The following is a 14,716-nucleotide window of genomic DNA, read 5'->3' on the forward strand; positions in this document are numbered from 1 at the left end:
AAGGCCGGCAGGGCCGGCCTTGGTGGATTTCACGATCAGAGGTTGTCGAGATAAGTACGCAACTTATCCGAACGGCTCGGGTGCTTGAGCTTGCGGATCGCCTTGGCCTCGATCTGGCGGATGCGTTCGCGCGTGACGTCGAACTGCTTGCCGACTTCCTCCAGCGTGTGGTCGCTCTGCATCTCGATGCCGAAGCGCATGCGCAGCACCTTGGCTTCGCGCGGCGTCAGCGAGTCGAGGATGTCCTTCACCACGTCGCGCAGGCCGGCCTGCATCGCCGCCTCGATCGGCGCGGTGTTGTTGGTGTCCTCGATGAAGTCGCCCAGGTGGCTGTCGTCGTCGTCGCCGATCGGCGTTTCCATGGAGATCGGCTCCTTGGCGATCTTCATGATCTTGCGGATCTTGTCTTCCGGGATCTCCATCTTCTCGGCCAGCGTCGGGGCGTCGGGCTCATAGCCGAACTCCTGCAGATGCTGGCGCGAGATGCGGTTCATCTTGTTGATCGTCTCGATCATGTGAACCGGGATGCGGATGGTGCGGGCCTGGTCGGCGATGGAGCGGGTGATGGCCTGGCGGATCCACCAGGTCGCGTACGTCGAGAACTTGTAGCCGCGGCGGTACTCGAACTTGTCCACCGCCTTCATCAGGCCGATATTGCCCTCCTGGATCAGGTCCAGGAACTGCAGGCCGCGGTTGGTGTACTTCTTGGCGATGGAGATCACGAGGCGCAGGTTGGCCTCGATCATTTCCTTCTTCGCGTCACGAGAGGCCTTCTCGCCCTCGTTCATCTTCTTGTTGATGTCCTTCAGGTCGTCCAGCGGCACCACGGCCTTGGCCTGGATGTCGATGAGCTTTTGCTGCAGTTCCTGCACGGGCGGCAGGTTGCGACTCAGGATGACGCTGTAGGGCTTGCCGGCAGCGACTTCCTTCTCGGCCCACTTCAGGTTCAGCGCGTTGGGCGGGAAGGTCTTGATGAAGTGTTCCTGCGGCATGCCGCACTTGTCGACGACGATCTTGCGCAGCTCGCGCTCGTAGCGACGCACGTCGTCGACCTGGCTGCGCAGGATGTCGCACAGCTTCTCGATGGTCTTGACCGTGAAGCGGATGGTCATCAGCTCACCGCTGATGGCCTGCTGGGCCTTGTTGTAGGCCGGCGACTTGTAGCCTTCCTTCTCGAACGCCTTGCGCATCTTGTCGAAGGCGGCGGACATCGAGTCCAGCTTGATCAGCGCGGCGTTCTTCAGTTCCTCGAGCTTCTTGGTCAGCGCCTTGGAGCCGCCGTTGCCGTCGTCATCGTCTTCCTCGTCGAACTCGTCGAAGTCTTCCTCGGCCACGTAGTCGTCGGCCTCGTCTTCGGCGACGAAGCCGTCGACGACGTCGGAGATCTGCATCTCGCCGGCACGGATCTTGGTGGCGTACTCCAGGATGTGGGCGATGGTCGTCGGCGAGGCCGAGATCGCCAGCATCATGGCCTGCAGGCCGCCTTCGATGCGCTTGGCGATCTCGATTTCGCCTTCACGGGTCAGCAGCTCCACCGTGCCCATCTCGCGCATGTACATGCGCACCGGGTCGGTCGTGCGGCCGAATTCCGAGTCCACTGTCGACAGCGCGGCTTCCGCGGCTTCTTCGGCTTCTTCTTCCGTCGACGTGGCCGTGGTGTTGCCCTGGATCAGCAGCGTGGCGGCGTCGGGCGCCTGCTCATACACCGCGATGCCCATGTCGTTGAGCATGGAGATGATGGCTTCGAGGATTTCCTCGCTGACCAGCTTCTCGGGCAGGTGGTCATTGATTTCCTGGTGCGTCAGGAACCCACGCGTCTTACCCATCTTGATGAGGGTCTTCAGCTCGGAGCGACGCTTGTGGGCCTCCTCTTCGGTCAGGGCGGTCTCTTCCAGGCCGAATTCACGCATCAGCGCGCGCTCCTTGGCGCGGCTGACCTTCATGCGCAGCGGCTTGGCCTTGACGGTCTCTTCCTCGACCACAGCCGCTTCTTCTGCCTCCGGCTCCTCGCCCTCGATCTCGCCCTCGATGTCGGAGAAGTCCTCGTCGTCCTCGGCGTCCTTCTTGCCGGCCTTCTTGGACGTGGTTTCCGCCTTGGGCTTGCGACCGCGCTTGGGCTTGTCCTCGTCGGCCGCGGCGGCCTTGGCCGTCTTGGCGGCAGGCTTGGCTGCTGCCTTCGCGGCCTTGGCAGGAGCCTCGGCGGCGGCCTTGGCGGCCGGCTTCTTCTTGGGCTCCTCGGCGGGAGCGGGGCTGGCCTTGGGCGCGGTCTTCTTGGCGGTCATGCAGGTCCTTCGGGTTTGCGCGGTCAATTCAGAAATGCAGCAGCCACCGCAGCCTGCCCGGGCTCGGATTCAAACCGGCGGGGCATGGGTGCGGTGGCTTTCGTCGCCGGGTATCAACCGAGTTGGCCGAGGGACCCAGGCGTGGCGCGAACAAGCTGGCGTGATCGTTTGGAGTGCAGAGGTGGCGGATGAGTTGGCCTTTAAAACCCCTTGGGTCTTCCCGTTGGGTTGCCCAGTGTCGCTGGGTGGCCGGGGTCCGGCATCTCTCTGCCGTCACTCTTGTTGACGCGCGCGGAAAACGAGAGATTATCGTCCAATTTCAACGCAAGGTCAAAGATCAGACGGTTTGGGTGGCGCAATCCCATGGCGCTCCCGCATGCGCGCGAGCGCCTCAAGCGCGCGGCGGCGCTCTTCGTCGGTGGCGCCGCCGCCGCCGGGCAGGGGCGTCGAGGCGCGCGAGCGCAGCTCGGTGACGGCGCGTGCCAGGTCGCCGGCGGGGTCGGATTCCTCGATGCCCAGCGCCTGGATGTGGCCGGTCAGGCGGCCCACGGCCTCGCCGAAACCGTCGGCCACCAGCCCTGCCTGGATCGCCGCCCAGGCAGTGGGGCCGTGGTGGGTCAACTGACGTTCCAGCCATTGGATCAGGGCGCCGTGCATGCCTGCAAGGTCATGGAGCAGGGTGCGGTCCTCGTCCGCGAGCGTCTCCCACAGCTCGCTGTGCTGGAGCAGCAGCCGGACGGCGTTGTCCATCGGGGTTGACGGCGCAGCCCGCGGCCCGGCCGGCGGGGCCTCCTCGTCGCGGCCCTTGCGCTTCCAGTCCCCCTTGCCTTTCCAGTCGCCTTTGCCTTTCCATTCGGCCTTGGGCTGCCAGCGCGGCTTCTCGGCCGGTGCGGCCGGTGCGGCGGCGGCCGCAGGCGGCGCCGCGGCCGCCTCCCCCAGCCACAGCGCCTGCAGCTCGGTCTCGGGCATCTGGCCCTGCCGGGCCAGCTCGCCGAGCAACTGGCGTCGCAGCAGGCCTTCGGGCAGCAGGCTCCACAGCGGTCGGGCCTGGTTGAGCATGCGCGCACGGCCCTCTGGGGTGCCAAGGTCGCACCCGTCTGAGGCGACCTGGCTGAGCTGGCGCGACAGCGGCACGGCCGTCTCCACGCAGCGCTCGAAGGCCTCGGCGCCGAGTTCGCGGACGTAGGAGTCGGGATCGTGCTCGGGGGGGAGGAACAGGAACTTGACGGTGTGGGTTTCCGTCGCGTGGGGCAGGGCGGCTTCCAGCGCCCGGACGGCGGCGCGACGGCCTGCAGCGTCGCCGTCGAAGCTGAAGACGACCATGTCCGTGTGCCGGAACAGTTTGTGCACATGATCGGCCGTGCAGGCCGTGCCCAGCGTGGCGACGGCGTTGGCGATGCCGTACTGGGCCAGGGCGACGACGTCCATGTAGCCCTCGACGACCAGGGCATAGCCGCGCTGGCGCATGGCCTGGCGGCCCTCGTACAGGCCGTACAGCTCGCGGCCCTTGTGGAAGACCGGCGTCTCGGGCGAGTTCAGGTACTTGGGCTCGCCCTTGTCCAGTACGCGGCCGCCGAAGCCGATGACTTCGCCCTGCACGTTGCGGATGGGGAACATGACGCGGTCGCGGAAGCGGTCGTAGCGCTTGGCATCCTCGCCAGGCCCGACGTCGGGAGTGATCACCAGGCCAGACTCCACGAGCTGCGGGTCGTCATATGAGGGGAAGCCGCTGGCCAGCGAGCGCCAGCCCTCAGGGGCGTAGCCCAGGCCGAAACGGGCAGCGATCTGGCCTGTCAGGCCGCGGCCCTTCAGGTAGGCCACGGCGCGGGGGGCCTTGCGCAGCTGCGCTTTGTAGAACTCGGTGGCGCGCGCCAGCACGTCAGTCAGGCTTTGCTGCCTGGCCCTCTCGGCCTTGGCGCGCTCGCGTTGCTCGGGGCTGCGCTCGTCCTGCGGCACCACCATGCCCACCTGCTGGGCCAGGTCTTCCACTGCTTCGACGAAGCTCGCGGCCGTGTGCTCCATCAGGAAGCCGATGGCATTGCCGTGCACGCCACAGCCGAAGCAGTGGTAGGTCTGGCGGCTGGGGCTGACGATGAAGCTGGGTGACTTCTCGCCGTGGAAGGGGCATAGGCCCTTGTGGTTGATGCCGGCCTTCTTCAGGTCCACGTGGCGACCCACCACGTCGACGATATCGACGCGGGACAGCAGATCCTGGATGAAGCCTTGGGGAATCACCCCGGGATTTTAGAGAGGGGCCTGGGACGCGCTGCGCAGCTGTCCGGCCCAGTCGCTGTTGGCGAACGCCTCCATCCAGCCCGGCAACGCCATGGGATGCATGGCGGCGGCTATGCCGTTGCCCTGGCCGAGGCGGCAGCCCAGGCGCAGCAGCTCGCGTGCGTGGGCACGGCTCTCCACGCCCTTGGCCAGCACCGTGCAGCCGATGTTGCGGGCCAGCCCGATGACGCTCTCCACGAGGGACAGGTCCTGGGCGTCGCCCAGCATGCCCTGCACATAGCTGCGGTGGAGCTTGAGGGTGTCGACTGGCAGGCGCTTGAGCGAGCCCAGCCGCGAATAGCCGGCGCCGAAGTCGTCCAGCGCGATGCCCACGCCCAGGCTCAGGCAGCGCTGGATCAACGCCTGGGTGGCGGCCGTCTCGGCCAGCGCATCGGTCTCCAGCACGTCCAGGTGCAGCAGCTGGGCGACCTGGGGCGGCTGGCGCTGGATGAGTTCCTGCAGGCGCTGAGGGAAGTCGTGGCGGCCCAGTTGGCGGGCGCCCACGTTGACGCTGACCGGCAGGCCCTTGCCGCCGTTGACGCCGGCGCGTGCCCAGGCCGCCGTCTGCGCAAGCGCCTTCTCTATGACCCAGTCGCCGATCTGCACGGCCAGGCCGGTGGTTTCGATCAGCGGCAGGAAGTGTGCCGGCGCAAGCAGGCCGCGCTCGGGGTGTTGCCAGCGCAGCAAGGCCTCGACGCCCATGACCTGGCCGGTGCGCAGGTCGATCTGGGGCTGGTAGTGAAGCAACAGCTCATCGCTGTCCAGTGCCCTCTGCAGCCGGGCCAGCGCGATCAGGCCAGCCTCGTCGCGCTGGTCCAGTGTGGGATCGTGGAACTGCACGCCACCGCGTCCGGCATGCTTGGCCCGGTAGAGCGCATGGCCGGCGTGGCGCAGCAGGGTCTCGGGATCGGCGTCGTCCTGCGGGTAGAGGGTAGCGCCAAGGCTGGCGCTGATCTCCACCGCCAGCCCGTTGCCGACGCGGCTCTCGCGGACCGCGACGGGCGTAGACAGCACGGCCAGCAGCCGGTCGATGCCGCGCTGGGCCTCCTCCGGCGTCTGCGCGCGCATCAGTACCGCGAACTCATCGCCGTGCAGGCGGGCGAGCTGGTCGGCGGTGTCCGGTGCCGCGCCGCGGGAGCCGCGCAGCGTGGCCTGCAGCCGGCCGCTGAGCTGCAACAGCACGGCGTCGGCGACCAACTGGCCATGCTCGGCATTGACTCGGCCGAAATCGTCCAGGTCGATGACGCCGACGACCAGCTTGAAGCCATCGCGGTTGGCGGCAGCCAGAGCCTGTGGCAGCAGGCGCATGAATTCGTCACGGTTGGGCAGGCCAGTGGCGACGTCGTAGCGCAGGCTGCGGCGCAGCAGGTCCTGCTGGCGCAGGCTCTCGCCCAGGTCGTTCACGCTGAGCAGCCGCCAGCGCGGATCCACCCCTTCCGGTTCCGGCACGGGGCTGAGTCTGACGGCGAAGACGTGGCGGCCACCGTCCTCCAGCTCGGCCTGCAGCTGGCCGCTCCAGCTCAGGCCGGCATTGAGCTCGGCCTGCAGCTCGGCGGGCTCGTAGCCGCTGCGCTGCAGATTGGCCACGCTCAGCGGCGCGGCCGGCCGGCCGACCAGGGCCTCGCGAGAGGCATGCAGGATGTCGCAGTAGGCTGGGTTGGCCTCGACGATGCGCCAGTGCATGTCGATGATGGCCAGGCCTTCACCGGCCTGCTGGAACAGCGTGGCCGACAGGCGTTCGCGCTCCTCGGCCGTGTGGCGCCAGCTGATGTCGGCCAGCGTCGCGATGAGGCCGCGCGGGCGGCCGCGGTGATCCCGTAGCGGCACATGGGCCTGCAGCTCGTGCCAGCGCCAGTCGCCGCCATCGGCGGCCAGCCGCAGCGACAGGCCGAGGTGCTTGCGTTGCGGATCGGTCAGCAGCTCGCGCAGCGCCCGGCGCACGGGCTCGCGGTCCCGCGGGTGGGCCAGGCGAACCCAGTCCAGCGGCGCGCTCCCCGCCGCAGCCCCGCCTACCGGCGTCGTCAGCGCCGCCCAGCGGGCCGAGGCATGGCGCCGCCCTTCGGGCAGCCTCCACTCGGCCAGCGCCAAGCCCTGGGCGTCCAGGGCACTACGCCAACCGTCGCGGTCGCGCAGTTGCTGCTGGTTCAGGCCCACGATGAGCAGCGGCAGCAGGGCCAGGGCCGCCCCGATCGCATAGGCTGCCAGCGTGGGTGGCGCGCAAAGGCCCCACAGGACGAGCAGGATGACGCCCAGGGCCGCATTGGCGCGTGGCGCCGCCTGCAGCGCATGCAGGCACAGCAGCAGGTGCGGCAGCAATAGCAGAGGGCCGGCCTGTGGGAGCCAGGCCAGCGCTGTCTGTGCCGCGATGGCGGCGACCGCGAGCCCGTAGCCCAGCCGGCGGCTGCCGCGGCGTGGCCGCTGGCTGCTGGCCTGGAGCACGGTTCCTGCACTCAGCAGCGCAAGCGCCCAGGCGGCAGCCAACTCCAGCGCGCCGCCGCCGGCGGCACCCGCCGAAAGGCCGGCGGCCAGCAGGGCGCCCAGCGTGAGCAGTCCGGCCAGCCCCGGGGCGGCCAGGCCGGAGAGGAGACCGAACAGCCCGATCTCGCGCCAGCCGGCCAGCCTGCCGGTCAGGCGCAGCCTGCGCAGCAGTGCTCGATTCAGCACGAGTGCCAGCAGCGGCAGGGCGAGCGCGCTGAGCACGGGCGCGGAGATCAGCAGATCCAGCGCGACCCCAGGGTCGGGCGGTGCCTTGAAGAACAGTGGCAGGCCGGCGCCCAGCATCAGGCCGGCCATCACCAGGGGCAGCACCCATGCGCTGAGCCGCCACAGCGCCAGCAGACCGAGCGCGGCCAGCAGCATGGGGATCAGCAGGTCCTGGGCCGGCGTCGCGCCGGCGGGCTGGGGCAGGCGAAGTACTGGCGGCAGAGCGCTGCCGGCCAGGTCCCAGGCAGTGACGAGGCCGCCGCCCAGGCCGGCCAACGCGGCGAGGCTGACGCGGCGCATCCGGCGCCAACTGCGGCGGTTGCGGATGCGGCGGGGGCCGGGCGGCAGGGTGGTGGAGGGCGGGGCCTGCACGCTCAGGTCGGCCTCCGGCCCAAGTGCGGAAGAATCCGGCGCGCCGGAGTGCAGGTGCATCGGTCAGGCCCCGGTCCGGTCCGGCGACGGCAGGGCTTGCGCGTCGCCCGTGGCGGGATGGGAGGGGGCGGCCATTGGCCGAATTGCGTCACGCAGCGGTTGCCGTGATCCCGGGGGGAGCCCGGGAATCGAGGCGGCAGACCGTGTGACGAAGGGCATGGCGCAGTTTAGGCGCGCGCCCATTGCAAAAGAAAAGGGCCATCCCGTAGATGGCCCTGAACGTAGGGGGCGCCGCGGCAGGCGGCGCCGGTTTTGCCTTTCAGGCGTGGATGCTTCAGACCGCGAAATCGGTCAGCTTCGCGCCGCCGGCCACGGCGGCTTTCAGCCATTTGGGCTGCAGGCCACGGCCGCTCCAGGTTTCACCGGTGGCTTGATTGCGATATTTGGCGGCAACCTTGGAGACCTTGGCTGGCTTGGGTGTGCGCATGCTGAGGTCGGCCACCGTCAGGCCATATTCGCTCATCAGGGATTTGACCTTGGCAACGGCTTCGCTGCGTTCGCGCTCCTTGGTTTGGCTGATCTGCTCATCAAGCGCCGCGCGTTGGGCCAGGAGTTCCTTGAGATTGGACATGCTGCTATTCCTCTTGCGATTTGACCGGTGAGACGCCCGATGACCGGCATCGGGGCCTCGGAGGAGCGGGGCACGTGGCCCGGCAATTATCTCCGCCGACGAATTAAATCGCGGACCGGGGATTCAGGCAAGAGTTTTCTTTGGTCTGGCGCAACGGGTTTCAATTCGATGCGGAAAACCCCATGGTCGGAGATTGGGCCGCCAGCCGCTGCAGACAGCCTATTGTCAGATACCCCATGGAGCCGTGGGGGACATGTGAGCCAGTCTTATTTGCCGTGACGAATGCCACGGCAGCACGGACGAGAAATAGTCGGGTCAGTTCGACGGGGGCACGTAGCCGGCGACCTGCTCGGCGCCACTGCCGAAGAAGAATTGGTCCGCCTGGCGCATCAGGTATTGGCGTGCACGCAGGTCCGCGAGGTTGAGGCGGTTTTCATTGACGAGCATGGTCTGGTGCTTCATCCAGGCGGCCCAGGCCTCCTTGCTGACGTTTTCCCAAACTCGCTTGCCGAGTTCCGTATGCACGGGGTAGGGCGGGAAGTCCAGCCCTTCGGCTTCCTTCTTGAGATAGGCGCATTGAACGACGCGAGGCATGGTGGACTCCTGAGGCACGAAAAGGGAAAACGGCCGGCACTTTAGCGTGCGGGCCGTTTGGGCAAGCCTTGCGGGGCTTAGTTGAATCGTTTGACCAGCACCAGGGAGCGGCGATCCCAGTTGTATTTGCGCTTGCGTTCCTCGGGCAGCCACTCCGGGTCGACCTGCTGGAAACCGCGCTTGATGAACCAGTGCATGGTGCGCGTGGTCAGCACGAAAATGCTGTCCAGACCCATTGCCTTGGCGCGCTGCTCGATGCGCTTGAGCAGCCGGTCGCCATCGCCCTGGCCCTGCACTTCGTTGGACACCGTCAGCGCCGCCATCTCGGCCGTGCGGGCCTCAACATAGGGGTAGAGGGCCGCGCAGCCGAAGATGACACCGTCGTGTTCGATGACGGTGTAGAGCTCGGCGTCGCGCTCTATCTCGGTCCGGCTGCGCTTGACCAGCGTGCCATCGCGCTCGAAGGGCTCGATGAGCTTGATGATGCCGGCCACGTCGTCCGAGGTCGCCTCGCGCAGGCTCTCCAGCTTCTCGTCGACGACCATGGTGCCGATGCCGTCATGGGTGTAGACCTCCTGCAGCAGTGCGCCATCGATGGCGAACGGGATGATGTGCGTGCGCTCCACGCCGGCGCGGCAGGCTTCGGCGCAATGGCGCAGATAGAAAGCCACGTCGGTCGGTTCGGGCGTCGGGCCGGCCTTGGCGAGCATGCGGTCGGCGTCTGCCAGCGCCAATTCGGTATCTATGGGGCTGTCGGGATCGCTCGGGTCCTCGCGGACGCCCGGTACTTCGCAGACGAACAGCAGCTTGTCGGCCTGCAGCGCGATGGCCGCGGACGTGGCCACGTCTTCCATGGATAGGTTGAAGGCCTCACCCGTGGGCGAGAAGCCGAAGGGCGACAGCAGCACGATGGCGCCGATGTCGATGGCGCGCTGGATGGCCGCGCCGTCGACCTTGCGGACCAGGCCCGAATGCTGGAAGTCGACACCATCGACGATGCCGACCGGCCGGGCAGTGAGGAAGTTGCCGGACACGACCCGCACCGTGGCATTGGCCATGGGCGTATTGGGCAGACCCTGGCTGAAAGCGGCTTCGATCTCGAAGCGCAACTGGCCGGCGGCCTCCTGGGCGCAGTCCAGTGCCACGGCGTCGGTGATGCGTCGGCCATGGCTGTAGCGTGGCGTCTGGCCCTTGGCGGCCAGTTGCTCGTTGACCTGCGGGCGAAAGCCGTGCACCAGGACGATCTTGATGCCCATGGCGTGCAGGATGGCCAGGTCCTGAACGAAGGCGTTCAGCTTGCCGGCCGCGACCAGTTCGCCCGGCATGCCGACGACGAAGGTCTCGCCGCGGTAGGCGTGGATGTAGGGCGCCACGGCGCGAAACCAGGGCACGAAGGTGTGAGGGAAGACGAGGCCTGTCATTTCCGAATTGTGGAGCCTGTCCGCTGCACTTGACGCTGTCATGTTCGGCGCGGAGCATGGCCGCTCCACCCTCCGGAGACCGCGATGAAGGACTATCAAGACGTCTACATGACCCCCGGCGCCTTCAGCTGGAATGAGTTGTCCACACCTGATCCCAAGGCCGCCTGCGCGTTCTACGGCGCGCTGCTCGGCTGGGGCTTCGACACGATGAACCTGGGCGAGGGCGACTACCAGGTCGTCAAGGTCGGCGACGTCGCGGTGGGCGGCATCATGAAGCAGCAGCAGCCCGGCCCGGCCCTGTGGGGAGCCTACGTCACCGTCGAATCCTGCGACGCCACGGTCGAGAAGGCCAGGGGCCTCGGTGCGACGGTCTGTGCTGGGCCTTTTGACATCCCGACCATCGGCCGCATGGCCGTGTTGCAGGATCCGCAGGGTGCCGTGATCCAGGTGATCAGCTACTTCCCTCGCACGGAGTAAGCGGGTGCGGGACAATCCCGCCCCAATGAGTTCCGAACGACCCGAGAGCCGGTTGCCTCAACCGGCTCTTTCCATTTCATTTCCCGAATCGCTGCCGGTTTCTTCCCGACGGGAGGAAATCATGCAGGCGATGGCCGAGCATCAGGTCGTCATCGTCTGCGGAGAGACCGGCTCCGGCAAGACCACGCAACTGCCCAAGATTGCGCTGGCGATGGGCCGCGGGCGGGCCAACGGTGGCGGGCTCATCGGCCACACGCAGCCGCGCCGCATCGCCGCCAGCAGCGTCGCCAAGCGCATCGCCGAGGAGCTGAAGACGCCGCTGGGCGACGTGGTCGGCTACAAGGTGCGCTTCCAGGACCGCCTCACCAAGGGCGCATCGGTCAAGCTGATGACGGACGGCATCCTGCTGGCCGAGACGCAGAGCGACCCGCTCCTGAAGGCCTACGACACGCTGATCATCGACGAGGCCCATGAGCGCAGCCTCAACATCGACTTCCTGCTGGGCTATTTGCGCGAGCTGCTGCCGCGCCGGCCGGACCTGAAGATCGTCGTCACATCGGCCACCATCGATGCGGACCGCTTCGCGCAGCACTTCGCATCCAGCAAGGGGCCGGCGCCGGTGCTGATGGTGTCGGGGCGCCTGTTCCCGGTCGAGCAGCGTTACCGCCCGTTCGAGGAGAGCCGCGAGTACGACCTGAACAACGCGATCACCGACGCCGTCGACGAGCTGTGGCGCGAGGGCGGCGGCGACGTGCTGGTGTTCCTGCCGGGCGAGCGCGAGATCCGCGAGGCCGCCGAGGCGCTACGCAAGCACCACCCGCCTGGCGTGGACATACTGCCACTGTTCTCGCGGCTGTCCGAGGCCGACCAGAACAAGGTCTTCGAGCCGCACGGCGCGCGCCGCATCGTGCTGGCGACCAACGTGGCGGAGACTTCGTTGACGGTGCCGGGTATCCGCTACGTCATTGACCCCGGCCTGGCGCGCGTGAAGCGCTACAGCTACCGCAACAAGGTCGAGCAGCTGCTGGTCGAGAACATCAGCCAGGCAGCGGCCAACCAGCGCGCCGGCCGCTGCGGCCGCGTGTCCAACGGCATCTGCGTGCGCCTGTACAGCGAGAAGGAATTCAACGAACGGCCCAAGTTCACGGATCCCGAGATCCTGCGCAGCAGCCTGGCCGGCGTCATCCTGCGCATGAAGTCGCTGCACCTGGGCGACGTCGAACGCTTCCCGTTCCTGGAGGCACCGCGGCCCAAGGCGATCGCCGACGGCTATCAGCTGCTTGCCGAACTGGGCGCGACTGACGACGCCAACGAGCTGACCCCGCTGGGTCGCGAGCTGTCGCGCCTGCCGCTGGACCCGCGCGTGGGTCGCATGATCCTGGAGGCGCGCCAGCGCCATGCCCTGACAGAGGTGCTGGTCATCGCGTCGGCGCTTTCCGGCCAGGACGTGCGCGACCGCCCCCAGGAGCAGGCCCAGGCGGCCGACGAGAAGCACAAGAAGTTCGACGACGAGAAGTCGGAGTTCATGGGCTACCTGAAACTGTGGAAATGGCTGGGTGAGTCGCGTGGCGGCGAGGGCGAGCACAAGCTGTCGCACCGCAAGCATGAGCAACTGCTGCGCGAGAACTTCGTCAGCCCGCGCCGCGTGCGCGAATGGCGCGACGTGCATTCGCAGCTGCAGACCGTCGTTGCCGAGCACGGCTGGAAGCTCAACGCCAGCGCCGCGACCTATGAGCAGGTGCACCTGTCGATGCTGGCCGGCCTGCTGGGCAACATCGGCCAGAAGAGCGACGACGAGGACTGGTACCTCGGCGCGCGCGGTATCAAGTTCTATCGCCACCCCGGCGCGCACCTGAGCAAGAAGCCGGGTCGATGGATCGTCGCGGCCGAGCTGGTCGACACCTCGCGGCTGTACGGGCGCGGTCTTGCCAGCATCGAGCCGCAGTGGCTGCCGCCGATCGCCGGGCATCTGATCAAGACGCAGCTGTTGGAGCCGCACTGGGAGAAGAAGGCTGCCGAGGTTGTGGCACTCGAGCGGGCGACCCTCTACGGCATCGTGCTCTACAGCAACAAGCGCGTGAACTTCGGCCGCGTGGACGCGAAGGCGGCGCGCGAGATCTTCATCCGCGAGGGACTGGTCGACGACGAGCTGCCCGAGGACCTGGTGCGCCAGTTGCCGTTCATCGCACACAACCGCCGCCAGATCAGCAAGGTCGAGGCGCTGGAGCATAAGTCACGCCGCCAGGACGTGCTGGTCGACGACGAGCTGATCTACGCGTTCTACGACGACAAGTTGCCGGTGCACGTGTTCAGCGGAGCGACGCTGCTGAAGTGGTGGCGCGAGGCCAGCAGGGCCGACGACAAGCTGCTGCAGCTCAGCCAGGACGAGCTGATGCGCCACGAGGCCGCGGGCGTCACCAGCGAGGCCTTTCCCAAGGTCATCCGGTTGGGCGGCGTGGACTGCGCGGCAACCTACCTGCATCAGCCTGGCGACGCGCGCGACGGCCTCACCGTCACCGTGCCCATATTCGCGCTGAACCAGGTCAGCGAGGAACGGGCCGAGTGGCTGGTGTCCGGAATGCTGGCGGCCAAGGTGACGGCGCTGCTGAAGAGCCTGCACCAGAAGCCGCGCGCCCGGCTGACACCGCTGCCTGACTTTGTCGCCGAATTCATCGAGCTGAACCCTTTTGGCCAGGGTGGGCTGGTGGATACGCTGCTGAAGGCCGTCAGAGAGCGCACGCAACTCGCCGTGCAGCGCAACGACTTCAAGCTGGAGCAGCTCGCGCCGCACCTGTTCATGAACTTCCGCGTCGTCGACGAGCATGGTCGCCAGTTGGGCCAGGGCCGCCAGCTCGCCGCGCTGAAGGCAGAGCTGGGCGGCCAGGCACGTTCGGCCTTCCAGGCGCTGGCGGCGCTGAAACTGCCCGGCAAGGAAGAGGCGCAGGCGCCCAAGACCGCGCCATCATCGGTGGCAGGCAAGGGCGTGCGGGCCGAGGTCGTCAAGAAGGCGCCGGCCCCAGCCGCGCGTGACGCCAGCCAGGTCTACACGGACTGGACATTCGGCGAGCTACCCGAGCTGCTGGAGGTGCGCAAAGGCGGACAGACACTGATCGGCTTCCCGGCACTGATCGACAAGGGCGTGCATGTCGAGATCGAGGTTTTCGACGAGCCCGAGGTTGCCGCCGCCAGGCATCGCGCAGGCCTGCGCAGGCTGGTCGCGCTGCAGCTCAAGGAGCCGCTGAAGTTCCTCGAGAAGAACATCCCGGACCTGCAGCGCATGTCCGTCCTGTTCATGGGCCTTGGCACGGCCGAGGAGCTGCGCGACCAGATCATCGGCGTCGCGCTGGACCGCGCCTTCCTCGGCGACCCGCTGCCTACCGATCAGTTCGCGTTCAGGAAGCGCGTCGATGAGGGCCGCAGCCGGCTCAACCTGATTGCCCAGGAGGTCGCCCGCGCCGTCCATGCAGTGCTGCAGGAACTGGCCAATGCCAGCCGCAAGCTCAAGGACGCCCGCCCGCCGAAGGACGTCGGCGACGATGTCGCCGCCCAGCTGCAGCGCCTCGTCCCCAAGCGCTTCGCGCTGGATACCCCATGGCCCCAGCTGCAGCACCTGCCGCGCTACTTGAAGGCTGTCACGGCCCGGCTGGACAAGCTGCGCGCCGATGCCGCCCGCGACACCAAGCTGATGAGCGAGGTCAAACCACTGGAGCAGCGTTACACACGCCGGCTTGCCGAGCTCAAGGGTGTGCGCGATGCTCGGCTGGACGACTTCCGCTGGCAGCTGGAGGAGTTGCGCGTGAGCCTGTTCGCGCAGGAGCTTCGCACCCCCCAGCCCGTCAGCGTGAAGCGGCTGGACAAAGTCTGGGCGCAGATCGTGAGCTGATGCACACAAGCCGGCCATTGCCGTCTGACGGGGATGAAATCCGTCGCTTTTCGACGCCTGCCTGCAAGCTCGGCCCGTC

The 14,716-nt window shown here is 67.6% G+C and carries 8 protein-coding genes; 2 read left to right on the plus strand and 6 right to left on the minus strand.

What is annotated here, in order from left to right:
- Positions 1-35: 35 nt before the first annotated feature.
- From rpoD to argA, 6 genes are all read right to left on the minus strand, one after another.
- Complete coding sequence (gene rpoD / locus QM732_RS04800) at positions 36-2,282, minus strand: RNA polymerase sigma factor RpoD (protein ID WP_415655050.1); 2,247 nt, start codon at positions 2,280-2,282, stop codon at positions 36-38.
- A 330-nt stretch (positions 2,283-2,612) separates the two neighbouring features.
- The gene (dnaG, locus tag QM732_RS04805; RefSeq protein WP_415655051.1) at positions 2,613-4,517 is read right to left on the minus strand and encodes a DNA primase; all 1,905 of its coding nucleotides are present in this window, start codon (positions 4,515-4,517) and stop codon (positions 2,613-2,615) included.
- 9 nt (positions 4,518-4,526) lie between these two features.
- Positions 4,527-7,691 carry a putative bifunctional diguanylate cyclase/phosphodiesterase gene (locus tag QM732_RS04810; RefSeq protein WP_415655052.1) on the minus strand — a complete coding sequence of 1,055 codons (3,165 nt, stop codon included), beginning with the start codon at positions 7,689-7,691 and terminating at the stop codon, positions 4,527-4,529.
- Between the two features lie 274 nt (positions 7,692-7,965).
- Positions 7,966-8,262, minus strand: a complete 297-nt coding sequence (locus QM732_RS04815; protein WP_415655053.1) for an H-NS family nucleoid-associated regulatory protein — start codon at positions 8,260-8,262, stop codon at positions 7,966-7,968.
- A 315-nt stretch (positions 8,263-8,577) separates the two neighbouring features.
- Positions 8,578-8,856, minus strand: coding sequence for an oxidative damage protection protein (locus tag QM732_RS04820; protein WP_415655054.1), 279 nt, complete (start codon positions 8,854-8,856; stop codon positions 8,578-8,580).
- A gap of 77 nt (positions 8,857-8,933) precedes the next feature.
- Positions 8,934-10,277 carry an amino-acid N-acetyltransferase gene (argA, locus tag QM732_RS04825; RefSeq protein WP_415655055.1) on the minus strand — a complete coding sequence of 448 codons (1,344 nt, stop codon included), beginning with the start codon at positions 10,275-10,277 and terminating at the stop codon, positions 8,934-8,936.
- A gap of 84 nt (positions 10,278-10,361) precedes the next feature.
- On the opposite strand from argA, the gene QM732_RS04830 reads away from it, so the two are divergent.
- Positions 10,362-10,754 (plus strand): VOC family protein, encoded by a 393-nt coding sequence (locus QM732_RS04830; protein ID WP_415655056.1) that lies wholly within the window; start codon positions 10,362-10,364, stop codon positions 10,752-10,754.
- 25 nt (positions 10,755-10,779) lie between these two features.
- Complete coding sequence (hrpA, locus tag QM732_RS04835; RefSeq protein WP_415655057.1) at positions 10,780-14,637, plus strand: ATP-dependent RNA helicase HrpA; 3,858 nt, start codon at positions 10,780-10,782, stop codon at positions 14,635-14,637.
- Positions 14,638-14,716: the final 79 nt, after the last annotated feature.

The sequence above is a fragment of the Roseateles sp. genome (assembly GCF_047654805.1).
In the GTDB taxonomy this organism is placed as follows: domain Bacteria; phylum Pseudomonadota; class Gammaproteobacteria; order Burkholderiales; family Burkholderiaceae_C; genus Pelomonas.